This window comes from Carnobacterium pleistocenium FTR1 (genome assembly GCF_000744285.1).
In the GTDB taxonomy this organism is placed as follows: Bacteria; Bacillota; Bacilli; order Lactobacillales; family Carnobacteriaceae; genus Carnobacterium_B; species Carnobacterium_B pleistocenium.
Window position 1 is genome coordinate 1,700,201 of record NZ_JQLQ01000002.1, and the last position, 24,626, is coordinate 1,724,826.

General features: G+C 34.5%; 21 protein-coding genes. 2 read left to right on the top strand and 19 right to left on the bottom strand.

The window, feature by feature from the left end; genetic code table 11:
• Positions 1 to 122: 122 nt before the first annotated feature.
• From typA to gdhA, 9 genes are all read right to left on the bottom strand, one after another.
• A complete protein-coding gene (gene typA, locus BP17_RS08360) occupies positions 123 to 1,964 on the bottom strand; it encodes a translational GTPase TypA (RefSeq protein ID WP_035053394.1) in 1,842 nt (613 codons plus the stop codon).
• 333 nt (positions 1,965 to 2,297) lie between these two features.
• The gene (locus BP17_RS08365) at positions 2,298 to 3,083 is read right to left on the bottom strand and encodes an inositol monophosphatase family protein (RefSeq protein ID WP_035053395.1); all 786 of its coding nucleotides are present in this window, start codon (positions 3,081 to 3,083) and stop codon (positions 2,298 to 2,300) included.
• A gap of 57 nt (positions 3,084 to 3,140) precedes the next feature.
• Positions 3,141 to 3,422 (bottom strand): UPF0223 family protein, encoded by a 282-nt coding sequence (locus BP17_RS08370; RefSeq protein ID WP_035053396.1) that lies wholly within the window; start codon positions 3,420 to 3,422, stop codon positions 3,141 to 3,143.
• 14 nt (positions 3,423 to 3,436) lie between these two features.
• Positions 3,437 to 4,375, bottom strand: a complete 939-nt coding sequence (locus BP17_RS08375; RefSeq protein WP_035053397.1) for a lactate/malate family dehydrogenase — start codon at positions 4,373 to 4,375, stop codon at positions 3,437 to 3,439.
• Positions 4,376 to 4,721: 346 nt separating this feature from the next.
• Complete coding sequence (gene lpdA, locus BP17_RS08380) at positions 4,722 to 6,128, bottom strand: dihydrolipoyl dehydrogenase (protein ID WP_035053398.1); 1,407 nt, start codon at positions 6,126 to 6,128, stop codon at positions 4,722 to 4,724.
• A gap of 12 nt (positions 6,129 to 6,140) precedes the next feature.
• Positions 6,141 to 7,766, bottom strand: coding sequence for a 2-oxo acid dehydrogenase subunit E2 (locus tag BP17_RS08385; protein WP_035053400.1), 1,626 nt, complete (start codon positions 7,764 to 7,766; stop codon positions 6,141 to 6,143).
• A gap of 125 nt (positions 7,767 to 7,891) precedes the next feature.
• On the bottom strand, positions 7,892 to 8,869 hold the full coding sequence (locus BP17_RS08390) for an alpha-ketoacid dehydrogenase subunit beta (protein WP_035053402.1): 978 nt from the start codon (positions 8,867 to 8,869) through the stop codon (positions 7,892 to 7,894).
• A 2-nt stretch (positions 8,870 to 8,871) separates the two neighbouring features.
• Positions 8,872 to 9,981 carry a pyruvate dehydrogenase (acetyl-transferring) E1 component subunit alpha gene (gene pdhA / locus BP17_RS08395; protein WP_035053404.1) on the bottom strand — a complete coding sequence of 370 codons (1,110 nt, stop codon included), beginning with the start codon at positions 9,979 to 9,981 and terminating at the stop codon, positions 8,872 to 8,874.
• Positions 9,982 to 10,532: 551 nt separating this feature from the next.
• Complete coding sequence (gdhA, locus tag BP17_RS08400; RefSeq protein WP_035053406.1) at positions 10,533 to 11,879, bottom strand: NADP-specific glutamate dehydrogenase; 1,347 nt, start codon at positions 11,877 to 11,879, stop codon at positions 10,533 to 10,535.
• A gap of 214 nt (positions 11,880 to 12,093) precedes the next feature.
• Between gdhA and def the strand changes: the two genes are divergently transcribed.
• Together def and BP17_RS08410 are read left to right on the top strand one after the other, a co-directional pair.
• Positions 12,094 to 12,654 carry a peptide deformylase gene (def, locus tag BP17_RS08405; RefSeq protein WP_035053408.1) on the top strand — a complete coding sequence of 187 codons (561 nt, stop codon included), beginning with the start codon at positions 12,094 to 12,096 and terminating at the stop codon, positions 12,652 to 12,654.
• A gap of 381 nt (positions 12,655 to 13,035) precedes the next feature.
• On the top strand, positions 13,036 to 14,232 hold the full coding sequence (locus tag BP17_RS08410) for an SEC-C metal-binding domain-containing protein (protein WP_035053410.1): 1,197 nt from the start codon (positions 13,036 to 13,038) through the stop codon (positions 14,230 to 14,232).
• 175 nt (positions 14,233 to 14,407) lie between these two features.
• On the opposite strand, the gene spxB is transcribed toward BP17_RS08410, so the two are convergent.
• The 10 genes from spxB to BP17_RS08460 form a co-directional block, all read right to left on the bottom strand.
• Positions 14,408 to 16,189, bottom strand: coding sequence for a pyruvate oxidase (gene spxB, locus BP17_RS08415; RefSeq protein ID WP_035053412.1), 1,782 nt, complete (start codon positions 16,187 to 16,189; stop codon positions 14,408 to 14,410).
• A gap of 878 nt (positions 16,190 to 17,067) precedes the next feature.
• Positions 17,068 to 18,063 carry an Abi family protein gene (locus tag BP17_RS08420; RefSeq protein WP_035053414.1) on the bottom strand — a complete coding sequence of 332 codons (996 nt, stop codon included), beginning with the start codon at positions 18,061 to 18,063 and terminating at the stop codon, positions 17,068 to 17,070.
• A 165-nt stretch (positions 18,064 to 18,228) separates the two neighbouring features.
• Positions 18,229 to 18,513 carry a helix-turn-helix domain-containing protein gene (locus BP17_RS08425; RefSeq protein ID WP_035053417.1) on the bottom strand — a complete coding sequence of 95 codons (285 nt, stop codon included), beginning with the start codon at positions 18,511 to 18,513 and terminating at the stop codon, positions 18,229 to 18,231.
• A gap of 304 nt (positions 18,514 to 18,817) precedes the next feature.
• Positions 18,818 to 20,923, bottom strand: coding sequence for a phage tail protein (locus BP17_RS08430; RefSeq protein WP_035053419.1), 2,106 nt, complete (start codon positions 20,921 to 20,923; stop codon positions 18,818 to 18,820).
• Between the two features lie 90 nt (positions 20,924 to 21,013).
• Positions 21,014 to 21,574 (bottom strand): hypothetical protein, encoded by a 561-nt coding sequence (locus tag BP17_RS08435; RefSeq protein WP_035053421.1) that lies wholly within the window; start codon positions 21,572 to 21,574, stop codon positions 21,014 to 21,016.
• A gap of 448 nt (positions 21,575 to 22,022) precedes the next feature.
• Positions 22,023 to 22,211 carry a hypothetical protein gene (locus BP17_RS08440; RefSeq protein ID WP_035053424.1) on the bottom strand — a complete coding sequence of 63 codons (189 nt, stop codon included), beginning with the start codon at positions 22,209 to 22,211 and terminating at the stop codon, positions 22,023 to 22,025.
• Between the two features lie 39 nt (positions 22,212 to 22,250).
• A complete protein-coding gene (locus BP17_RS08445) occupies positions 22,251 to 22,604 on the bottom strand; it encodes a hypothetical protein (protein ID WP_035053428.1) in 354 nt (117 codons plus the stop codon).
• Complete coding sequence (locus BP17_RS08450; RefSeq protein WP_035053429.1) at positions 22,604 to 23,221, bottom strand: hypothetical protein; 618 nt, start codon at positions 23,219 to 23,221, stop codon at positions 22,604 to 22,606. Before BP17_RS08450 ends, BP17_RS08445 begins: the two co-directional genes overlap by 1 nt.
• A 26-nt stretch (positions 23,222 to 23,247) precedes the next feature.
• Positions 23,248 to 23,646: a hypothetical protein gene (locus tag BP17_RS08455; RefSeq protein WP_035053431.1), complete on the bottom strand. Its 399-nt coding sequence runs from the start codon at positions 23,644 to 23,646 to the stop codon at positions 23,248 to 23,250.
• A 2-nt stretch (positions 23,647 to 23,648) separates the two neighbouring features.
• Positions 23,649 to 24,146, bottom strand: a complete 498-nt coding sequence (locus BP17_RS08460) for a hypothetical protein (RefSeq protein WP_035053432.1) — start codon at positions 24,144 to 24,146, stop codon at positions 23,649 to 23,651.
• Positions 24,147 to 24,626: the final 480 nt, after the last annotated feature.

The window sequence follows — 24,626 nt, forward strand, 5'->3', positions numbered from 1 at the left end:
AACAATAACAAAGGGTGCTAATTTAGTTTAATCACTTATTTTAATGAAGGATTTCTATAAAAAAAGACAGTTTCCAAAAATGATTACCCATTTTTGGAAAACTGTCTTTTTTAATTTTAGTTTTAGATTTGTGATGATTTATTTTTCTTAGCAGATCTTTCACGTTCACTTTTATTTAATACTTGTTTACGTAAACGAACACTTTCAGGAGTGATTTCACAATACTCATCATCAGTTATGAATTCTAATGATTCTTCAAGTGTTAAATGACGAGGTGCTTTGATTACGTTAGTTTGGTCTTTATTAGCAGAACGAACGTTAGTTTTTTGTTTAGCTTTTGTGATATTTACAGTAATATCATTATCACGAGCGTTTTCTCCAACGATCATACCTTCATAAATTTCAGTACTTGGTTCAATGAAAATTGTTCCACGGTCTTCAACACCCATGATACCATAAGTTGTTGTTTTACCAGTTTCAGTTGAAACTAAAGCACCATTGCGACGTCCACCAATTTTAGTTTTCAAACGTGGCAAGTATTGATCAAATGTATGGTTCATAATTCCATATCCACGAGTCATTGAAAGGAATTCTGTAGAATAACCAATTAATCCACGAGCTGGAGCTAGGAAAGTCAATTTAACTTGACCATTTCCGTTATTGATCATATCTTTCATTTCGCCTTTACGAGCACTTAGAGATTCAATAATTGAACCCATGTATTCTTCCGGAGTATCAATTTGAACTAATTCAAATGGTTCACATTGAACACCATCAAAGTCTCTCAAGATAACTTCTGGACGAGAAACTTGTAATTCATAGCCTTCACGACGCATATTTTCAATAAGAATTGCCAAATGTAATTCTCCACGTCCTGAAACGATCCATGCATCTGGAGAATCAGTATTTTCAATACGTAATGAAACATCTGTATGCAATTCAGACATTAAGCGTTCTTCAATTTTACGTGAAGTCACCCATTTACCTTCGCGACCTGCGAAAGGAGAATTGTTTACTAAGAAAGTCATTTGTAATGTTGGTTCGTCAATGTGAAGAATTGGTAATGGATCAACGTGATCAACTGGTGTAACCGTTTCTCCAACAAAGATATCTTCCATACCTGAAACAGCAATTAAATCTCCTGCTTTAGCTTCTTGGATTTCAACACGGTCTAAACCAAAGAATCCTAAAAGTTTTGTTACTCGGAAGTTTTTAGTTGAACCATCTAATTTACTTAAAGTTACAGCATCTCCAACTTTAATTGTTCCACGGAATACACGTCCGATACCAATACGTCCAACATAATCATTGTAATCTAATAATGATACTTGAAATTGTAAAGGTTCATCAGAGTTATCGATTGGAGCAGGGATTTCTGAAAGAATCGTATCAAAGATGTAGTTCATTGTTGGTTCTTGATCTTCTTTATCATCTGATAAACTAGATGTTCCATTCATTGCTGAAGCATAGATAACTGGAAAATCTAATTGATCATCATTCGCACCTAATTCAATAAATAATTCTAATACTTCGTCAACTACTTCTGCTGGACGGGCTGAATCTTTATCAATTTTGTTTACAACAACAATCGGAACACAATTTTGCTCCAAGGCTTTTTTCAATACGAATCGTGTTTGTGGCATTGTTCCTTCATAAGAATCGACAACTAAAATAACGCCATCTACCATTTTCATGATACGTTCAACTTCTCCACCAAAGTCAGCATGTCCTGGTGTATCCAAGATATTGATATTAGTATCTTGGTATCTAACAGCAGTATTTTTAGCTAAGATTGTGATTCCACGTTCTTGCTCTAATGCATTTGAATCCATTGCACGTTCTGACAATTGACTATGTCCTTCTAATGTATCTGATTGCTTTAGTAATTCATCAACTAAGGTTGTTTTACCATGGTCGACATGGGCAATAATAGCAATATTTCTAAGATTTTCTCTTCTTTTCATTAATGTATTCCTCCAAGATTCTTCTAGTTATTTCAATGCTACTGAATCGCTATCTACGAATAAAAATTTGTCCAATACATTTTTTTTGCACTTGAACTATCCATAAGTTTTTTTGCAATTATTTAATGAAAACGCATTGAAAACTTATGAAGACAACTATCAACTTATCTATTCTAACACTTATAGGAGCAATTGGAAAGAAAAAAGAGAAGATAACGACATTTTTTTATTGAAAGCGATTTATTTATCAGCTGGTTCACATCTCTATTTTTGTGAATAATCAATCAATATTTGACTAGATAACTAACCATGCAACTTGATTTTCTACTTATCCTATTTTTTTCCAGTCTTCAATAGTGCACTAATTTCTTTATGCGCTGTAGGAGGAGCAACAAGAGTAGGGTTTTTTTGCAGCAAATCAATCTTCTCACCGTTTAGCTTTGTATAAACTAAGCCAACCTCTTCAGCAATTACTTTGCCCGCAGCAATATCCCAAGGGGCTAAATATGCTGCCAAATATCCGATTAATCTTCCTGAAGCCACATGAGCTGTTTCGATACCTGCTGAACCGATTAAACGAACACCAGAACTCGCTCTACCAACCGTTCTGGCTAAACCTTCTTCTTTTGACATCAGAGCACTACTAATAGCTACTAGGCCTTCTTTTAAAGGCTTGTCTTCAATAATAGGGAGCAGGACATCATTGCAATATGCTCCTTTACCAACTTGAGCAGAATACAATTTATCTTGCATCACATCATAAATATATCCTAATTGACCTTTTCCATTTTCGTAAATAGCTATCATAATAGCAAAATCAGATTGTTGTTTGATGAAATTTAAGGTTCCATCAATGGGGTCTATGATCCATACAACGCCATCTAGATGATTAATATCATCTCCGAATCCTTCTTCTCCTAAGATATGTTCTCCAGGAAAGAACTGATGGATCTTTTCGATAAATTGTTTCTCGATAGTTTTATCCATGTTTGTAACTAAATCGTTTCGATTTGATTTTCGCTCGATATCTAATTTATCATTGAATGATTCTTTTATTATTGCCGCAGCAGCATAAATCCATTTTTTTATTAATTGGTCTCTTTCTATAACCTGATTCAAAAGAATCGCTTCCTTTCAAAAGTAACTATTTTTAGTTTGCCAAAAAGATCAAACACCTTACCTTTCGATTAGGTGGATTTTCTTTTTAGTCGTTGTTTTTGCTTCTTTTACTACCTGATACAAAGAATAGTTTGAGAGAGCTTGAAATTTGTTTCCCCATCTTTTTTCTTCACCAATAGCAGGAATAACCTTTTTAAATTTGCTATACTTCACTAAAAATTCTTCACGATCGATTTCTTTTTCGTAAGCTAATTCTACCATTCGCCAAATATTTACTACATCTTCCATTTGTTCCTTTGTCCATTCATAATCAATTGGATAACTATAATTTTTTTCCATTGTGCCCTCCATATTTACCCTTGTTCTATCCAGTCTAGCTGACTTCTAATTTCTTTAGCAGTAGTCAATAGTTCTTTTTGTTCCATTTCAGAGAAATTCAAACCACTAATTTGTCTGATACCATTTTCTCCCAACAATACAGGTATAGATAAAGGTATGTCTTTTATTTCTCCTATATCCATCAGATGGACAAGTGGAACAACAGCTTTTTCATTTGTTAGAATAAACTGTACCAATTTAAGCACTGCTGTTGAGGTTGTCACGGTTAAATCTCCATCTTCATTTATTTGATTCTGTTTACTTAGTTTTTCTTCGATTTCGAGTATACTTTCTTGGCTGATTGTGGTGCTCGGATCCATTATTAAACCCAACAGCGAGTTACCTCCAATGCTTGAACGGCTCCAAGCCACAGTTTTATGCATGGGTTTTCTACCCCCGATAATATAACCTTTAATATCGCAAAAAGAAACCTCTAATGTGTCACTTAATAATTTTTGAAAATAAACCGTATCGATATACGTTCCTATCCCAAAAATTTTATATTTAGGTAGGCCGGAAAATTTCCATACCAAATATGTAAATAAATCGTTCAACTCATTTGCAACTAAAATTAATCCATTAAATCCTGAAGCCATAGCTTGATTAATGATTTTACGTACCAATAAAATGTTTCTCCTAATATAATCTGATTCTTGTTCATTTTCAAGTCTAGTCTCTCTAGCGGTTAAAATTAAAATATCAGCAGCTGCATAATCTTTTTCATTTCCAATTTTCAGTTCACTCATAGAGAATAATTTAGACGCATATTGCAAATCAACCATCTTGTTGTCTAGCTGAGTTGAAGATGGGATCAAATAAACTTCTTTTAACTGTAGTGTAATCATACTCAAGAAACAAATATGATAGGCTAAATCATCAGAACCGACTACTATTATTTTTTTATCACTTTTCATTTATTTTCCTCCAAGTGTCGTACATACTTGCTTCGTTTCTTTATTTAGCAACACCTTAATAAACCTAGTATAACAAAACAGACAGTTCAAGTGGCTATAATTATACTACACTTCATCATTCTTTTTAAAATGAGTCTATAATTTATAGTGCCGATAGATTTAATCCGATTTCTTATCCAAAATTTCAGATGAAATTTTATTTTGAATTATCCACATTACTTGATTTAGAGCTTTTAAAAATTAAAAAGAGCCTCTCATTCCACTTAGAATGAGAGGCTCTTTTTCAGTATGGACACATCCTAACTGGAACAATTAAGATGACTACTAATACAGAGTAGATTTTTTATTACATATGAATTGGTAAACCTAATGCCAATTCAGCAGCATCCATTGATACTTCAGCTAAAGATGGGTGAGCATGAATAGTTGAAGCAATATCTTCTGCAACCATTCCGGATTCAACTGCTAAAGCAAGTTCAGCAATAACATCACTAGCACTAACACCAGCGATTTGAGCTCCTACAAGAACTCCATCAGCTTTAGTTGTAACTAAACGGACAAAACCTTCTGTAGCATTTAAAGATAATGCACGGCCATTTCCAGCTAATGGGAATTTAGATGTTTTTACATCCAATCCTTTTTCTTTAGCATCTGCAGCAGTTAAACCAACAACAGCTAATTCAGGATCTGTAAACGCAACAGCAGGCATAGCTCTGTAATCAATAGCTACTTTTTTACCAGAAATTGCTTCAGCAGCAATTTTTGCTTCATAACTAGCTTTATGAGCTAAAGCTGCCCCTGGAGTGATATCTCCAATAGCATAGATATTTTTAACGTTTGTACGGCCTTGTGCGTCAACTTTAACTAAACCACGGTCATTAAGTTCAATACCAGCTAATTCCAAGCCCATTTCATCCGTATTTGGACGACGACCAACTGTTACCATTACGTAATCAGCTTCAATAGTCTTTTCTTCGCCTTTAACTTCATAAGTGACAGAAACGCCATTTTCAGTTTCAACAGCATGTTTAGCCATAGCACCGTTTTCAATCGTAACATTTTTCTTTTTAAAGTTATCTGTAACTAATTTAACCATATCTTTTTCAAATGTTGGTAAAATAGATGGTGCAAATTCAAGAATCGTTACTTCAGCTCCTAAGTTTACATAAGCTCCAGCTAATTCACTCCCGATATAACCGCCACCAACAACAATAAGTTTTTTGGGAACTTCTGGTAAAGCTAATCCACCAGTTGAGTCGATTACACGTTTACCGAATTTGAATCCTTTGATTTCGATAGGACGGCTACCAGTTGCCACAATTGCATTTTTAAATGAATACGTTTGAGCAGCTACTTCAGTCATCACACGTAAAGTATGTTCATCGTTGAAGTAAGCTTCACCACGAAGAATCTCTACTTTATTTTTTTTCAATAAGCCTTCAACACCCTTAGTTAGGGTTGATACGACTTTATTGTTTTTCCATTCTTGCGTTTTAGCAAAATCTAAAACTACATTTTCAGCAGTTACTCCGAAAACAGATGAATCTAAAGCTTCTTGATAGTGGTGTCCAGCACTGATTAGTGCTTTTGAAGGAATACATCCAACATTAAGACAAACTCCACCGATATATTCTTTTTCTATAATTGCAACTTTTTGTCCCATTTGAGCAGCGCGAATGGCTGCTACATATCCTCCTGGACCAGAACCAATTATAACTGTGTCTAACTCTATTGCGAAATCTCCTACTACCATTTTAAATCCACCTTACCCTTCCATTAATAATAATTCTGGATCAGCAAGCAATGCTTTTAACTCGTTCATTGCTTTTTGTGCAGTTGCTCCATCAATGATACGGTGGTCAAAACTTAATGACAATTGCATAACTGGTGCTACAACAATTTCGTCATCTGCGTTAACAATTGCTTTTTTAGCGATACGACCAACACCTAAAATAGCAACTTCAGGATAGTTGATTACTGGAGTAAACCAGCCGCCACCGATTGAACCGATATTACTGATTGAAATAGAACCATTGCTCATTTCATTAGGTGCTAACTTACCTGCTGTAGCTTTACCAGAAAGTTCGGTAATTTCGCCAGCGATAGAGAAAATACTCTTAGCATCTGCATCTTTGACAACTGGTACAAATAAACCACGATCAGTATCTGTAGCAATACCAACGTTGAAGTAATGTTTGTAAACAACTTCATTCGTTGAATCATCAATTGAAGCATTCATTGCAGGGTATTTACGCAGTACTGAAACGATAGCTTTAACAACATAAGGCAAGAATGTTAATTTAACACCTTTGCTAGCTGCGATATCTTTAAAGTGTTTACGGTGAGCCATCAACTTAGTTGAGTCCACTTCATCAAACAGCGTTACATGTGGAGCAGTTGCTTTGCTGTTTACCATTGCTTTAGCAATAGCTTTACGCATTGGAGTCATTGCTTCACGAGTTTCAAGTTCAGCTTGATTAGATTTGAACGCTTTAGCTGGTGCAGTTGCTTTTTTAGCTGCTGGCGCTTTAGTTTCAACTGTTTTTTCAGCTGCTGGTGCTTTAGCTTCAGTTGCTTTTCCACCATTAGCTGTAAAGTTTTCAATATCTTCTTTTGTTGTACGACCGTTTTTACCAGTAGCAGCAACTTGAGTGATATCTACATCATTTTCACGAGCGAATTGGCGAACAGATGGCATAGCTAAAACATTTTCATTTGAAACAGGTGCTACTACTGCAGACTCATTTGATGCTGCTGGAGTTACTGGAGCTTGATTTGATGATGGTTCAGCAACAGGAGCTGCGCCTTCAGTGTTATGTTCTGGAGAGTCGATTTCTAATAATGCTTGACCTACCAAAGCAACGGTTCCTTCTGCAACCAATATTTTTTTGATTGTTCCTGAAACAGGTGTTGCAATTTCTTCTACAGATTTATCGTTTTGAATTTCTGCAACTGAATCTTCTTCATTAACAGTATCGCCTTCAGCTACTAACCATTTTACGATTTCGCCTTCTGCCATTCCTTCGCCAACATCTGGCATTTTGAATTGGAAGAAAGAAGTTCCTGTTGAAGCTTTTGGTGTTGGAGCTGGAGCAACTGCTGCGGGTGCTTCAGGTGAAGTTGCTGGAACTGATTCTTCCTCTTCTTCATGTCCTGGAGCATCAATTTCAACAATAACTTGTCCAACTGTTGCTACAGTTCCTTCTGCAACCATGATTTTTTTGATTGTTCCTGAAACAGGTGTTGCAATTTCTTCTACAGATTTGTCATTTTGAATTTCTACAATTGAGTCTTCTTCTTCAACTGTATCGCCTTCAGCTACTAACCATTTTACGATTTCGCCTTCTGCCATTCCTTCGCCAACATCTGGTAATTTAAATTTAAATGCCATTTTTTACATCTTCCCTTCTTTAATTAGCTATTCCTTTGGAAATAGTTCTCAGGTTTTAATAATATAAGAAACAAACGCAATAATTTTTATAAAATCATCGCATTTGCTATTTCAATTTGAATAGATTAGAAATTATAAGCTGCTCTTACTTTATCAGCGATATCAGTTGCGTTTGGCAACCATGCATTTTCTGCTAAACCAAATGGGAAAATTGTATCTGGTGCGGAAACACGTCCAATTGGAGCTTTTAATGAAAGGATAGCACGTTCAGAAATTTCTGACATAACCATAGCAGCAACACCTGCTTGACGTTGTGCTTCTTGAACAACTACAACACGTCCAGTTTTTCCAACTGAAGCAATGATTGTTTCAATATCTAAAGGAGAAATCGTTCTTAGATCAACGATTTCTGTAGAAATACCTTCTTTTTCTAATTCATCTGCAGCTTTGATTGCTTCACGTACCATAGCTCCGTAAGTGATAACAGAAACATCAGTACCTTCACGAGTAATACCTGCTTTGCCTAGAGGAATCGTATAAGATTCTTCAGGAACTTCTTCACGGAACGAACGATATAGTTTCATGTGTTCCATGAAGACAACTGGATCGTTATCACGTAATGAAGCAATTAATAAACCTTTTGCATCATATGGATTTGATGGAACTACCACTTTGATACCAGGAGATTGAGCAAGAAGACCTTCAAGATTATCTGAATGCATTTCTGGAGTATGAACTCCTCCACCGAATGGTGTACGGAAAGTGATTGGCATAGTGCGGGTACTGCTCATACGGTAACGAGTACGTGCAGCTTGTCCAACGACTGAGTCTAATACTTCAAATAGGAATCCAATGAATTGGATTTCTGGAACAGGACGAAAACCTTGAAAAGCAAGTCCAATAGCTAATCCACCGATGGCTGATTCAGAAAGAGGTGTATCTGAAACGCGTTCTTCGCCATATTTCTCTTGAAGACCAGCGGTTGCACGAAATACACCACCATTTTTACCTACATCTTCACCGAAAATCATTATATCTTGATCGCGTTCCATTTCTTGGTCAAGCGCTTCAGTGATCGCTTCGATCATTGTTTTTTGTGCCATGTTTATTTACTCTCCTTTGCTTCGAAAGTTGCAATTTGCTCCGCGATAACTTGAGTTGGTGTTTCAAACATATTTTTCAAGAAATCAGAAACTTTTTGTTTTGGTGCTTGATCTGCTTCTTTAACAGATACTTTAATTTCTTCTTTAGTTTTGTCAATTAATTCATTTTCTTTCTCTTCTGACCATAAACCTTTTTCAGTTAAGAAATTACGGAAACGAATCAATGGATCACGTTGTTCCCAATAGTCAAAACTATCTTTATCTCTATAACGAGTTGGGTCATCTCCTGAAGTTGAGTGAGGACCGAAACGAGAAGTGATTGTCTCGATTAAAACAGGACCGTTTCCAGCTACTGCCCAATCTCTTGCTTGTTTGGTAACGGCATAAACGGCTAAAGCGTCCATACCATCTACTTGAATTCCTGGAATTCCTGCAGCAACAGCTTTTTGAGCTAAAGTTGTAGCGGCTGTTTGCTTGTGACGAGGTGTTGAGATTGCATAACCATTATTTTGAACAAAGAATACTACAGGAGCTTTGTAAGCACCAGCATAGTTCAATCCTTCATAGAAATCTCCTTGAGATGAACCACCATCACCAGTATAAGTGAATGCAACATTAGGTTTGTTACGTTTTTTCAAACCAATACCCGCACCCATCGCTTGGATGATTTGAGCACCAATAATAATTTGTGGTGGTACAGCATTTAAATCTGTAGGATATTCATTCCCTAAAGAATGACCGCGAGACCATAAAAAGGCTTTTGAAACTGGTAGTCCATGTTGGATTAATTGAGGAATATCACGGTACCCTGGAAATAGCACATCTTCTTTTACAAATGCATAATGACTAGCTAATTGAGAAGCTTCTTGTCCAGCAGTTGGAGCATAGAAACCTAAGCGTCCTTGACGAGCTAGAGCCATTGAACGTTCATGTAAGATTCTAGACCAAACCATTTTCTCCATCATTTCAACTAGTTGATCGTCAGATAAATCAGGCATGATGTCTTCGTTTACAACTTTACCATCCTTATCTAAGATTTGTACCATTGGGAAAGCCGCATCAATTGTGCTTAACAATGCTTCAAAATCTACCGGTTGTTTTTTGTTAACCATGTATAACCCATTCCTCTCTCTGTAACTATTATTGTATTTTCAAAACTCTGTTTTATACTTTTATAGAAACTGTATTACTCAGAATTTTTCACAATTTAAATTTAACACGCTTTCAAATTAGATGCAAGAGAACTCTACCTCAATTCCTTAAAAGTATCTGACGCCTTTAAATTTACTTAGTTTTTATCTATATCAGTATTCGTGAAAGTGAAAGTATTCACTAATCATTTTGAAATTTCTTTGTTATATAGCACTTTCTTTACAATTCTACTTTTGGTGAATAACTCTATTTTTCTTTCTTTAACTGTTATATAATTTATTAAAAACTGTACCATTTTAAATAAATTGATTTTATGTTTTTTTGAAATGAGATTTATTTCACAAAAAGATTATTTTTTGATTAGAATTACTCTAAATTCATTTTTTTTCCGTTTTATTTTCCTGAAATCACATTTTTGTTCTATAAAAAAGCGGAAAACGTTCTATAAAAGCAATATTGTTTTTAAAAAACCAAAAAAGAGAAGCCGAATGAACGGTTTCTCTTTTTTTTCTTAAATAACTCCTTGACTTAACATAGCTTCTGCAACTTTTGTAAACCCAGCAATATTAGCTCCTGCTACAAAATCTCCATTTAAATCATATGCATTAGCTGTATCTTTTATTTCCTTATAGATGTTTTTCATAATTTTTTTCAATTCTTCATCAACTTCTTCAAATGTCCAATTTAGTCTTTGACTATTTTGACTCATTTCTAAGGCTGAAACAGCTACTCCACCTGCATTTGCAGCTTTTGCTGGTCCGTAAACAATGCCGACTTTTTGAAATTCTTTAATGGCCTCTAAGTTACATGGCATATTTGCCCCTTCGGCTACGGCCCACACTCCTTGATGAATCATTTTTTGAGCAGTCGGTCCATCAATTTCATTTTGGGTAGCACATGGAAGTGCAATCGTATATTTTTCTTCTAAATCCCAGATACTTCCAGTTTCATATACTGCATTTGGACGATCTGTAAGGTATTCTGAAATTCTGCTTCTTCCGACCTCTTTAATTTTTTTAACAATTGCTAAATCAATTCCTTCATCATCGTAAATATAACCATCAGAGTCCGAACAAGCAATAACGGTGCCACCAAATTCTTGAACTTTTTCAATCGCATAAATTGCTACATTTCCGCTTCCGGAAACAACCACTTTTTGATTTTTAAAAGATTTTCCGATATCATCTAACATTTCTTTAGTGAAATACACTAAACCATAACCAGTTGCTTCTGTTCGTGCTAGACTACCGCCTAAGAAAATTGGTTTCCCTGTTAAAATCCCTGCTTGAAAACCATTTATTTTTTTATATTGTCCAAATAAGAATCCAATTTCACGCGCCCCTACACCGATATCACCAGCTGGAACATCGATATCTGGTCCTATGTGTTGTTGCAGTTCTGTCATGAAACTTTGGCAAAAACGCATAACTTCATCATCAGATTTACCTTTAGGGTCAAAGTCGCTACCGCCTTTACCACCACCAATTGGCAATCCAGTCAGACTATTTTTAAAAATTTGCTCAAATCCTAAAAATTTCACAATGCTTTGCGTGACTGATGGATGAAGACGTAAACCACCTTTGTAAGGTCCTATAGCAGAATTGTATTGAACTCTGAATCCACGATTTACATTTACTGCTCCTTGATCATCTACCCAAGGAACTCTAAATTGAATAATTCTTTCTGGTTCTACTAAACGTTCTAATATATTTTTTTCCATTAATTCTGGGTGTGCTGTGAAAACTGGTTCGATAGAACCAAAAAATTCTTTTACTGCTTGCAAATATTCCGGTTGGTCTGGATCCCGTTTTGAAATTTTTGTATAGACCTCATTAATGTAATTTTTTGCATCTACCATATTATAATCTCCTCAAAATTTCGATTTAGAACCACTTTCCATTCCATACTCATCATTATCTCATAATCTATTTGTAAAAAAAAGTTTTTTTTAGTATTTTTATACCTCGTGCAAATTTGTACGTTTACTGATAAAATACATAAGAAGAATTAGATTAAATAATTTATCTTATGTAGAAAATTACTATAAGAAACACTATTAGGAGTGAACTTTTATGATTACAATGAAAGACATTATTAAAGAGGGCCACCCTACTCTTAGAATGGTCGCTAAAGAATTAACTTTACCAATCAGTGATGAAGAAAAACAATTAGGTAAAGATATGCTGCAATTTCTTAAAAATAGCCAAGATACAGAGATTGCTGAAGAATACAGTTTAAGAGCTGGAGTGGGCCTTGCAGCACCGCAATTAGATATTTCAAAACGCATGATTGCTGTTCATATTCCAGGTGTTGAAGAAACCGACGAACCGATCATTAGTACAGTTATGATCAACCCAAAAATTGTCAGCCACTCTGTTCAAAGTGCTTGTTTGACTGAAGGAGAAGGTTGCTTATCTGTTGATCGTGAAGTTCCTGGCTATGTTCCTCGTCACAGTCGTATCACGCTTACTTACTATGACTTAGAGGGTAATTCTCATAAAATGCGTTTGAAAAACTATCAAGCAATTGTTATTCAGCATGAAATCGACCACATCAACGGTATTATGTTCTATGATCATATCAATAAAGAACATCCATTTAAAATCGATGACGCTGTAAAAGTTATTTCTTAATACTGAAAAGCAGATATTGGGACTATTGATATCCTCCCCTTAAAGTAGACACTAAAAAGCAAACTACTTTAGGGGAGGTTTTTATGCGTTCAAATATTAAACAGACAATTATAGATCTAGAACAATATATTCAACTGTATCTCAATGAAGGTATTATAAAAAGACATTGAGAGGTATATTAAGTTTTATAATACCAAGAGAGCAACGTTAAAAACGGATTTATTCATACGTATCTATTATTTAAGCAGCGGTCGCCCGTTTAACTATTCCAATATCAAATACCATCATGAAGAAGCTCAGTTCTTTATGCAAGGGAATAATTTTTAAGTTAGATTTGAATGATTAATATAAACAAATACTTTTCTAAAGGAGACAGACTAAATGACAGAAGAACTTACTCAAGAAATACGTGACGATCTATATGACCTTGTCCTTATTTTGCATAAGCCAGTCTTTTCTTTTACGGAATGCTTAACAACTTATTCAAAAGAAGATATGATCGCACTAGCTAACGATCTTCGGTATAAAGTGCGACGCAGTAAAACAAAAACCGTTATTGCCGAAGATTTCTTCAAAGAATTATTATTTAAAAGCCAACATCAATTATCTTTTCAACCAAAAGAGAACGTTCACCTCTTAAAAGAACTGATGAATGGACCGAAAAAAATCGATTTTCTACCTTTCACTCGCAAAAATCCGGAATTATTTGATTTACTTTATTTTCGTTGGGTGTTCTTATTTTATTACGAAGATACTTATACCCTAGTACTGCCAAATGAGTCCAAAGAGTTGCTGATTAGTTTTATTGATGATCCTGATTTCAAAGAAGAACATAAAAGGAAAAGTCTGCTCCATGGATATGCAGAGGCTTTTATGAACCTGTATGGGGCTTTTGAAACTGACTTTTTCTTAAAAGTATGGAATCAACACAACAAACAGTACCCATTAGAACTTAATGGATTATTGACTGAATTAATTGGGTTAGCTTGGTTTAATGAACGACTACGTTTTACAGATAGCTTAGAATATATTTTTGATAACTCTTTTTTAGATGAAAATGATGTACCTATTTTCTTATCGAGTTCTTCACACCACGATTATTACCAACCTACAAAAGCTGATATTAACTATTTTGCTAAACACAAATTCGACGAGCGAACTGCTCAATACAAGAAAATGAGCCCATTTTTCGCTAAGAAGTTGAATTCACAAAAACTTAAAGATGTCATGGATCTGATTATGATTTATATTAAACTGGATTTAGGCCTGCAGGATTTATTGGGAGAACTAAACAGTCAATTTGGTATTGTTTTTGATAGTGCGAAAGACGTAGAAGAATTTAGCTACCTATACTTAAACTTAAACAACTATTCACGCAAATTGTCTAACAAAGGTCATACGCCAAAAGAACTAACTAAACATCATAATAATACATTATCCTTGCTTCCTAATAATGTTGTTCCTTTTACTAATAAGAGCACAGGAAAGCAAGAACCTATCCGAGTAAACAAAGTTGGCCGAAACGAGCCTTGTCCGTGCGATAGTGGGAAGAAATACAAACATTGTCATGGGAAATAACTGTTAACAAAAAGCCAATAGACAATTTTCTGCTTATTGGATTTTTAAACACTACTCCTCTTCAAAGTCAGTATATCTAGTTATCGGGTAATTTCTTCTGCCTAACAAAAAAAGGTAAGTCACTATAACATAGCGACTTACCTTTTTATTAAACTATAAATTATATACCAGAAAATTACTTAGCTACTTTAGATTCAAGACCTTCAGCTTTTAAGAATTCACTAAATGGTACTAATTCTTCAGCTTCATATTTTTCTTTGTACGCTTTAATTTCTTCTGCACTATACAATGAAGGGTCTAATTTCAATGTTTCCACCGGAATTGGACGTTCTTTTGTAATCTTAGCATCGATTACTACTGTTTTACCTTCTTTAGAAGCTTTAACAGCATCTGCCATTACTTGATCCATATCTTCAATACGTCTCACTGTGAAACCAACTGCTCCTTGTGCATCTGCAATTTTTGCGTAGTCTACATCAGTAAATTCAGTACCAAACGTATTTTTGTTTGTATCTTCATATTTGTTCTTAATGAATCCATATTCAGTGTTTGTGAATACTACATTGATAACAGGCAAGTTGTAACGTACGTTAGTAACAACATCGGGATAGTTCATTGAAAACGCACCATCACCCATTAAGTTAAAAGCTTGACGATTAGGATATACGTTCTTAGCAGCGATACCACCAGGAAGTGCAATACCCATAGAAGCAAACAATGGAGAAGTTCTCCACATATTCTTAGGAGTCATGTGTAAGTGACGAATAGATGTTTGAGTTGAGTTACCAACGTCAATTGAATAGATTGCATCTTCGTCAGCATGTTTGTTGATAGCATTGTATACTTGATAAAGTTGTAATGGACCACTTTCTTTTGTTTCCAACTTAGTCATGTAGTCACGCCAGTTTTGAATGTTTTTCAAGTTAGCATTCCACCAAGCTGATTCTTCAACAGGTGTTACTTTTTCTAGTAATGAATGAACTGCTTCACCAGCATCTCCAAGAATAGCAACATCTGCATTATGCCGTTTCCCAAGCATTGTTGGGTTGTTGTCGATTTGGATGAAGTTTTCAACATTTGCGAAAGTATTTTCTACTTCAGCAAATGGGAAGTTTGAACCAACGAAAAGAACTGTATCTGCTTCTTTAACAGCTTCGTTAGCTGGTTTCCAACCGACACGATATGTTGAACCAGTTAATCCTTCAAAGTTATAATCGAAAGTTTCAAAGTTTTTACCAGTTGTAATAACTGGAGCTTTAAGTTTTCGAGATAATTCTTGAACCGCTGGACCGTGTCCCATAGTTCCGATACCTGCATAAATAACAGCACGTTTAGAATTATTTAATACTTCAACAGCTGCGTCAATATCTGCTTCGTTGATTGCAGAAGAAACGTAATCACGGAAGCTGTGGCCTGAAGAATAGAATGCATCGTTATCGATTTCATGGTAACCGAAATCACCAGGCACTTCTAATACAGCTACTCCACGTTTAGAGATAGCAGTACGAATTGCGTCGTCTATCAATTTTGGTAATTGTTCAGCGTAAGCAACACGACGGTTGTATACTGCGATATGATCAAACATTGGATTTTGATTCAATTCTTGGAACGCGTCCATATTTAATTCTCTTTGAGGACGAGATCCTAAGATAGCTAAAACTGGTGTATTATCCATCGCTGCATCATAAAGACCATTGATTAAGTGAGAAGCACCAGGACCACCTGATCCAACACAAACACCCAATTTTCCACCGAATTTCCATTGCATTACAGCTGCCATTGCTCCAACTTCTTCATGTTTTACTTGAAGGAATTTGATATCTGTTTCTTTTTGATCACCTAAAGCTTCCATTAAAGGGGCTAAAGTTCCTGAAGGGATTCCATAAATTGTATCTATTCCCCATCCTGCCATCACTTTTAGTGAAGCTGTACTAATATTAGTTTTACCTTTTGTCATTTTAATAATCCTCCTAGATTAATTTCAAAAATAAATACCCTTACAATTTTAGCACGTTTAAGTTAAGAATCAAGAACTAATTCCCTTTAAAATACTTTTCTGTGAAAAAATGTACAGTTTTTTAATCTAATCAAATCAAAAGCTCAAAAACTATTCTTTTTTTGTAATCTATCTATGAAAAAATCCATTTCTTTAGTATTAAAATGTACCCTATAAGATTGACACTAAAAAAAGTTTCTCTTATGGGGTAAATTTTAATTAAGAGATAGGGCTTTGTTGTTATATCAATTCTTTCAAGTCCGTGCAACTAAATTGCAATTAACTTAAAATTTTGCAATCTATGTAGATTTCTACCAATAGTTGTGAAATGAAAAAAACAGCCGTTAAAACGTCTTATTATAAAATATGTAATGGAGTCTACGGGTTTAGCAAATCGTTATTTAATCAATTTCAACTACTAACAAATATATGCTTTATTATATAGTAGAAACTTTTTAAAGTGTCAAGCAATCTCAAACGATTGAAATCAATTAGACGTGCAAGTAGACGTGAAAATATCCACGGGGAACGTGGTAATAATATAGTAAGCTACTCAATGGAGAGTGGCTTTTTTTATTACTCCCTAGTTAATACAGAATAGTTTTAAGCATGCTACATACAGTGACAAGCAAATTAGTATGAAACCGTCTTAGAATGTTCCTGTATAGATATTGTATTTATTAAAAATACTTAAAATAGACAATAAAAAACTACCTAATGCAAACCGGCAAGAATGGCTTGAATTAAATAGTTTATTATAAAAAATGTATAAACACACTCAAATCTCTTTAAGTGTACCCAACGATCGAATCGTTGTTCCTATGTATGTATATTACCAATTATTCTCCATAGTTGTCAATAGTTAACTTTAAGATTTTAAAAAAATATAAAATTTCACTATCTTTATCTAAATATGAAAAACGCTCAATACTTTTTTCAACTAATGAACTTAAAGATTCTATTCTATAACGTCGTGAGCCTTCACCATTAACAAATCTATCATGTGCATATAAAACACACAGTATATCGTGTATTTTAGGAGCAGAATAGAAAGTCCTTTTTACTCCACATCTTTGTAGATATTTTTTTAAATCAGAATTCACTGAACTTATATTACCCTTACTCAAGTTAAATAAATAAGGATTATTATGCACACTAATATTTCTTATAACTCTCACCCCAGTTAGGAGTCCTCTAATTGAGTTAATATCAATATCATCTTCAGGATACCTTCTAAAATAATACAAGAATAGATTGATTAAATCACCAAATGACATAACTTCAATAGCTGCCCAAATTGGAGGACAATCTTTATGAGTTAGGTACAAGCTATGTTGATAACTAGCAGGATTTCTCGCTTTCTTAAATAAATATTCTTTTGTTAATGGAATAGTCGATCTTTCAGTAGATTGTATAAACCCTTCTATAACATCGTAGCCATCTGTTTCTTGGTTATCTGTAACTCTTTTCATTAGCAATGTTTTTAAACTATGCTCAATATCTAAAGTAAAAGAAGCTAGAATATATCTAAGTTGCATATCAACACTTGCTATGTCACTTAAATAAGAGAACTCTAAATTAATATAGTTTCTTTGTGCATTTTTTTTGAAATTTCTTTTATAGACTGTGATTTTATAGAAGTAATTTAATTCTTCAAGAATTTCTTTTGCTTCAGACCGATTTTTAATATTAAAACCTACGCCACGTTCTTCTAAACTATCCAGCAATAAATCTAGTTCTTTCTTTGGATATATAGACTTATGCGCTTTGATAACCTCTAAAATTCTTTTTTTTTCTTCTTCATCTTCAAAAAGCTGCTCAACTTGGTTAGTCATTTGCACATTCTCCCACACATCTTTTTATTACTATTATACTTTTGCTAATCTTGTAACGCAAGCGCTCTATCATGTTATGGCTGTATCCAAATGTTATATTTATTAGACAATTAACGTAAACTACCACAAGAAGCCTTCATGAGTGTTAAAAATCCTCTTAACTGATTATTTCTCTTTTTTATATACGCCTGCTAACCATTTATCTAATTCATAACGGTTAAAGCGGTAAATACGACCTACATTAACTCCTGGTATCTCTTTGTTGTCCAACATGTCTTTGATAGTAGGTTCGCTTACACCAATGTATTTGGAAGCTTCCTTCATAGTCATCGCTGGGCTTTCTGCATCATATTTTTTGATAACTTCTACTTGCATTTCTTGAAGCAGTTCACGCAATTGAGTTTTATTTGTGACAATTAAATCATCAGATACTTGTAATTGGATTGACATTTTTATACCTCCTAAATTGATTTTACTCAATTGTACTTCTTTTTCAAACTAATACATACAACATAGATCTTACTAATTTGGTAACCCCATGTTTTTACTATACTGCCATCAAAAGAAAGTCATTTCAGCTGGCTCCCAATGTTAAACTTAGACCGTCAAATATAGTGTCAATCAGAGGTGTTCTAAGCACGTTACTAATAAATTTATGTATGACTATCTATACAAGTCCCTTATAACAAGCCATCTTGAAGTCAAAAAAAGCCACCTCATTTAAGAGATAGCTTTTTTTAAACTGAGATAGGAACTAATACATTCTGCCGCGCATCTGTCTTTGAGCATTCCAAGCTAATGCTACATCCATACCTTGCGAAGTAGCCTGTACAATCTCTTTACCATCAATTTGTACAGAAGTTTGAATTGGTCTGCTAGCTAATCTTTCAATTGCACTTAAAATGGCCTTAAAATCGCTATTATGACTAGTAGAGTTATTATAATTTTGGTTATTTAACCTAGCAGATTCTCCCATAATACTGCTTGCAGCGATAGCACTTGGAGTATCAGTCACAACACTTGCCATTCCCATTGAAACATTGAAATTGTCAGATAAGCCACTGGCCATCCCGCTAACTGTTTTTTGAACATTTTTAAATTTGTCCTGCAACCCTTTATCCAAACCGTTCATAATTGCATTACCTGCTGGGATTAGTAGCTTTCTATCATATTCGATTGGCCCTTTATTGTCAGCTATCCAATCAGCAATACCACTTACAAATTTCTTAACACCTTCATAAGCAGATTTAAGCCCTTTTAAAAAACCTTCTATGATAGCTTTACCTGCATCACGCAAGTTTATTTCTGAAACAGAATTGATGATGGTACTAGCAACATCAGCAACCGCACTCAGTACATCAGGTATCATTTTGATAAGTCCCGAAACTAATTTTCCAATAATTTCTTTCCCTGTAGAAATAATTTCAGGAAGTTTAGATATGATATAGTTCACAAATTTACCCATGATATCCATCGCTGCAGCAGCCATTTTTGGCGCATTTTCTGAAATTGTTGACACTAGTTGACCCAACAACTTGATACCGGTATCTACTAACTGAGGTAAATTTTCAAGAAGTAAATCAACTAATTTCTTCATCACGCTTAGTGCTGCTTCCCCAATTTTAGGCAATGCTGAAATAATACCTTGTTGTAAATTATCTAGTAGCTCGATTCCTTTTTCCATAATTAACGGCATATTTTCTTTTATAAATCCGATAAATGTTTCGATTATAGAACCCGCCGTTGTAATAATTTGTGGAATAGATTGGAGAATACCATTAGCTAGACTGGTCAGAATTTGAATCCCAGAATTTAGTAAAGTTGGTAAATTTTCAGTAACCCAAGTGGATATGCTGGTTATGATTCCTTGAAATGAAGTTATGAAATTAGGAATTCCTGTGGTAATACCATTAGACATTTGTGTAAGCATCTCGCTACCTGCTTCTAGGAACATCGGCGCCGATGTGGTTATAAACGTAGTAAGTGCTCCTGGAAGCGCCTTTAGAATATTCCCAACCATTGGGAGAAAATTTTCAAATAAGAATGTAGATGTAGTTGTGGCCAAAGCTTGTAATGCTGGTTGAATATCTTGACCTAGTGATAAACCACCCAAAACGTTAGCAAAGGCTGCTTTCATAGAAGCTAATGATCCACTAAATGTTTCAGCTGATTCTTTTGCCGTTGTTCCTGTAATCCCCATTTCTTCTTGGACTGCATGAATAGCACTGTAAACGTCATCCAAGTTGCTAATATCGTACTTGACACCAGTTAATGCAGTAGCATCCGCTAGCAATCTTTCCATTTCTGTTTTCGTCCCACCATAACCAAGTGAAAGGTTATCTAACATCGTATAGTTTTGCTTCGCAAATCCTTTATAAGCATCTTGGATACTCTCCATATTGGATCCCATTTTGTTAGCATTATCGGACATATCTATTAAAGCCATATTTGCTTTATCTGCTGCTGCTTCAGTATCTCCGCCCATAGATTGCAAAAGACTTGCACTAAAGCTTGTAACACTTTCCATATACGCATTTGAAGACAATCCAGCTGTTTTATAAGCTTCATTTGCATAGGCTTTAACTTTGTCAGCACTACCTTTAAATAACGTTTCAATCCCGCCTAAAGATTGTTGGAGAGCTGCACCTTCTGTCAAAGATTTTCCAATGATTGCACCCAAAGCAACTCCTGCGGCGGCAATTGATGCTGCTGCAGCTACTTTTAATCCCGCACCTAATTTACTACCTGCGCTTTTACCTGCAGAAGTCGCTTCGGGATCAAATTGTTTTTGAATTGATCCTTGTATACCTTTAGCTGAAGGCATAATTTGTATATATGCTTGACCTAATTCTGTTGCCATTTATTATCACCTTTCTTTCTTTTTTTTGCCTTCCTCCCGCCCAATTGCTTTTAAACCACATCCTTTCAGGTAAAATAAAAAAGGCGCTATTTATTTATGTTTCTGTGAAATCAATCGGCCATAAATCCTGCCCTCTACTTTTATACTTTCCAATACTTTCTCCACAAAATTTTCTTCAAAGATACTAACTTCATTAATCAATCTTATTGTCTTAGTATTCCATTTATTGTAATAGTCAATTTCACTTTCTTGGTAGGCTTCCCAATATTCTTTACTGTTGGGTTTTGCCAAGCTCATACGGGCTTCTGGATCGCCATTCTTTGCCTTTATCTCTAGTTCATTATTTCTCTGATCACGTTGTTTTTCTGTTCGCTGTTTTAGTTCAGCTTTTTTCAATCGTATTCGTTCTAATTCTTCAGCAGTTTGTACTTCCTTTTTCTGTTGCCTTTGAACCGTTTTATTAATACGTTGCTTTTCTTTATAGTTTGTTTCTGTTTCCCAATTCTTACGCCTGTTTTTTCTTCCTTGGTTCCTGCATTCGTCACTACAATATTTATTATTCGAGTGTTTAGATTCAAAAGATTGATTGCATATAGTACAAATTAAAGTACGTATAATGTACCCTCCTTTCATTCCAATTTGTGTTGGCATAGTTATTCAATATAAACCCTATAAACCACTACACGTCTACTTTATGCCTCTGGTAAACTCTTAATAAGTTGGGACACGAGGAAATTCGTACAGTGACAGCGTGAAGGACGAATGAAAGACAAGAGGGGTACCCATGCCCCCATCATTTATCTCGTCTACTAACTTATATTTGCTGTCACTATCACTTAATTTTTTATTTAATTTAATTTTTTTATTTTTATTTATTTATTTATTTATTTATTTATTTTTATTTAAATTATTTAACATACTTCTATAACCATTCTCTTTCACTTCTTCTTCAGCACTCTTCAATCTGTTTTGCTTTCTAATCTTTGCTTCAAGTTCCTTATCTGCTTTGGCTTTAGCTTCCTTGATTTCCTTTGCAGCTGTGGCTTCTTTATCTTGTCTTACCTTATCTCCTACTTTGGTTAGCAGGCCAGTAAGTTCTTTATCTCTCTCTGCTTGTGCTGCTGCTTGCTGCTTGCTGCTCTCTTAGTTTGCGTTGACGTTCTGCTCTCGCGTCTACTTCACGTTGTGCACCTTCATAGAGTGCTCCCACATCTAAGATACCACCATCTCTTTCTAATTGATCTGTAAGTCGATTACTGTTTTCGATACGTTGTTTGATTTCACTCATTATTTATTTCCTCCTTTTACTCGTTCTAATTGGTTCTTATTATCTATTACGTTCGTTTATTTCTTTTACCATTTCTCTTATATCTGCGTCTTCATCTACTGTACTCAATCTGTTTTTCTTTCTAATTATCTCAATTTCTGCCTGTGCCTTTTCGGTTTCTTCTTTGATTTCCATTTCAATTTTAGCTTCTCGTTCTTTCCTTGCTCGCTCCCCGTCTTTAGCTAACAATTCATTCCATGCTTTAGATTCAGCTTCTTGAGCTACTACTTGTTTCTCTCTAATTTTCTCTTGGTATTCAGCACGTTCTTCTTGTTCACGTTGTGCTCCTTTATAGATTGCTTCAACGTCTAGCCTGTTAACGTTTCTTTCTAATTGTTCTGCTAGTTTGCTCATTACTTATCTTCTCCTTTTGTATTAATAATTTGAGTAGCGTGGCTATTAATAAGGTACTCAATACCTTGTAAGATTGAGTTATCTTTGTATTCATTTCTTAATCTATCCGCACTAATCGACGTTTTATTCTTTCGAGCGTCCGCCATTTGTTTTTCATAACTGTTTTTGTAGATATTATTTTGCAAGTGACTTAGTAATTGATTTGCCTTCGTATATGGTGGAACAATTTCATCTTTAATTGCTTCTAATTCCTGCAATAATTTACTTGCTCGCTTCGCCATTTCTTCATTAATTTTATCCATTTCTGACTTAATTTGTTTTGTATAATCGTTGTATTCTGCTTCTGTGATGTATGGATTGTTTTTCAGCTCTTCAATTTTACCTGTGTAGTATTCTGCAATATCGCTTGCTGTACGCTTATCAGCAATAACTTTTGCATATGCTTTTGGGTCACTTCCTTGTTTCGCTTTGATAACGGCTCTATTTGCTTCATTTTCGCTTTCTGTAGCTGTTTCTACTTCTTGAAGGTATTCCTGTTCTTTCTGTTTTCCGTCCGTTAAAATTGCTTGTAATTCTTCCTCAATCTTGTTTAATTCTTGCATAGTTTTATTTGTCATTTTTAAAATCTCCTTTTGTTTTAAATTTATTTTTTAAGTTCAATTGAATTAAATCTTTCGCCATATAAGCATTTATTATCCTCAACAACTTCATTAATAATATCTACAATAGTTGCTCCACTTGATAGAGGCTTTTTGGATACTACAACATGTTTATTTAACTTAATCTCAATCGCTTGTCTTTTCTTATAGTAGTCGGATTTATCTATACCGTATTTTTCAGCCATAACTTTGTCACTGTCAGGTCTTTTTCCAGTAGATAAGTAATATTTATCCCACAATAAACGATATTCATATTCAGTTAATTCTTTAAGCCCTACATATAAAGATTTTAAATTCTCTTTGTCCTCTGCGTTCATTCTTTCAGTCATTTTACGCCAATTTGCTAACAACCGAGATAAGCTTAATTTGCTAATCATTTCCATTTTTAAACCTCCAATAGTTTAAGCATTTGATTTAAACTTTCGTTCGGATCTGATTCATCAACTAGTTTATTAGTCAGTATAATAGGTATGACCCCACTTATTTGATACGAGGCAGCTTCTTCAATCTCGCTAACTTCATCAAATATTAAGTTATCAAGTTTATCATTAAATGTTTCTTTACGGCGTTTGTAGCGGTTTGAATAGTATTCTTTATCCGAACTGCTTAACTCCATCCAAAACCTTTCAAAGTGCTTTAATTTGAACCGCAGCGTCTTTATATGCTGTTCGGCCACTTCAATAGCAGCAACATGATTCGTTACTTCTTTTTCTAATCTGAAAGCGACTGTTGTCATTTCTTCATATCTTTCTTGAATGCAGGTATAAAAGTTTTTGTTATTAAAGTCTTGTTCGTATTCTTCAATACGTTCTTTAGCTCTATCAATTCTTTGTTGGATGTAAAAATAAGTAGAAACAAGATCTTCATTGTCCAAGTTTGCCAATAATCACCACCTCCAAAAACTGTAAAGCCTGTTTATTTCAATTTAATGTAGTACCCAGTGCTTATAAAAGGAGAGTTTGATTTCTCCTCACAGTGTGCAACTCGTGAACCCTCTACCATGCCATGGTAATGATATTTAGAACAATACGGACACCATACTTTAACCTGGTATTTGGTTGTAGGTTCCGCTAGTAATATGGGTTGTTTATTTTTCATTGGTCAGCTCCTTTATATAATTTGAAAATATATCGTCTACATAAAAACTTTGGTTGGGGCTGTATATAAAATTTAAATGTTTGTACCTTTTTTTGTGAAAATTACTGAACTCCTCTAAAAGGTTACCGAACTCTTTTTAATTTTTAGCTGGTGTACTTTTCAGTAATAAATGAGTAACTAAGTAACTTTTTAACTTGCTATCTCAATTCTGGCATTAACTAAACAAATACAGGTTTTTTCTTTTGACGGTACTTCATTTTTTTAA

Excerpts from the sequence above, each read along its gene's own strand:
- BP17_RS08370 (WP_035053396.1), bottom strand. The coding sequence starts at position 3,422 with ATGGAAAAAAATTATAGTTATCCAATTGATTATGAATGGACAAAGGAA.
- BP17_RS08450 (WP_035053429.1), bottom strand. The coding sequence starts at position 23,221 with ATGACAAATAAAACTATGCAAGAATTAAACAAGATTGAGGAAGAATTA.
- BP17_RS08420 (WP_035053414.1), bottom strand. The coding sequence starts at position 18,063 with ATGACTAACCAAGTTGAGCAGCTTTTTGAAGATGAAGAAGAAAAAAAA.
- pdhA (WP_035053404.1), bottom strand. The coding sequence starts at position 9,981 with ATGGTTAACAAAAAACAACCGGTAGATTTTGAAGCATTGTTAAGCACA.
- lpdA (WP_035053398.1), bottom strand. The coding sequence starts at position 6,128 with ATGGTAGTAGGAGATTTCGCAATAGAGTTAGACACAGTTATAATTGGT.
- BP17_RS08375 (WP_035053397.1), bottom strand. The coding sequence starts at position 4,375 with ATGAAAAGTGATAAAAAAATAATAGTAGTCGGTTCTGATGATTTAGCC.
- BP17_RS08430 (WP_035053419.1), bottom strand. The coding sequence starts at position 20,923 with ATGGCAACAGAATTAGGTCAAGCATATATACAAATTATGCCTTCAGCT.
- BP17_RS08385 (WP_035053400.1), bottom strand. The coding sequence starts at position 7,766 with ATGGCATTTAAATTTAAATTACCAGATGTTGGCGAAGGAATGGCAGAA.
- BP17_RS08445 (WP_035053428.1), bottom strand. The coding sequence starts at position 22,604 with ATGAGCAAACTAGCAGAACAATTAGAAAGAAACGTTAACAGGCTAGAC.
- typA (WP_035053394.1), bottom strand. The coding sequence starts at position 1,964 with ATGAAAAGAAGAGAAAATCTTAGAAATATTGCTATTATTGCCCATGTC.
- spxB (WP_035053412.1), bottom strand. The coding sequence starts at position 16,189 with ATGACAAAAGGTAAAACTAATATTAGTACAGCTTCACTAAAAGTGATG.
- def (WP_035053408.1), top strand. The coding sequence starts at position 12,094 with ATGATTACAATGAAAGACATTATTAAAGAGGGCCACCCTACTCTTAGA.
- BP17_RS08455 (WP_035053431.1), bottom strand. The coding sequence starts at position 23,646 with ATGGAAATGATTAGCAAATTAAGCTTATCTCGGTTGTTAGCAAATTGG.
- BP17_RS08410 (WP_035053410.1), top strand. The coding sequence starts at position 13,036 with ATGACAGAAGAACTTACTCAAGAAATACGTGACGATCTATATGACCTT.
- BP17_RS08435 (WP_035053421.1), bottom strand. The coding sequence starts at position 21,574 with ATGCCAACACAAATTGGAATGAAAGGAGGGTACATTATACGTACTTTA.
- BP17_RS08390 (WP_035053402.1), bottom strand. The coding sequence starts at position 8,869 with ATGGCACAAAAAACAATGATCGAAGCGATCACTGAAGCGCTTGACCAA.
- gdhA (WP_035053406.1), bottom strand. The coding sequence starts at position 11,879 with ATGGTAGATGCAAAAAATTACATTAATGAGGTCTATACAAAAATTTCA.
- BP17_RS08440 (WP_035053424.1), bottom strand. The coding sequence starts at position 22,211 with ATGAGTGAAATCAAACAACGTATCGAAAACAGTAATCGACTTACAGAT.
- BP17_RS08425 (WP_035053417.1), bottom strand. The coding sequence starts at position 18,513 with ATGTCAATCCAATTACAAGTATCTGATGATTTAATTGTCACAAATAAA.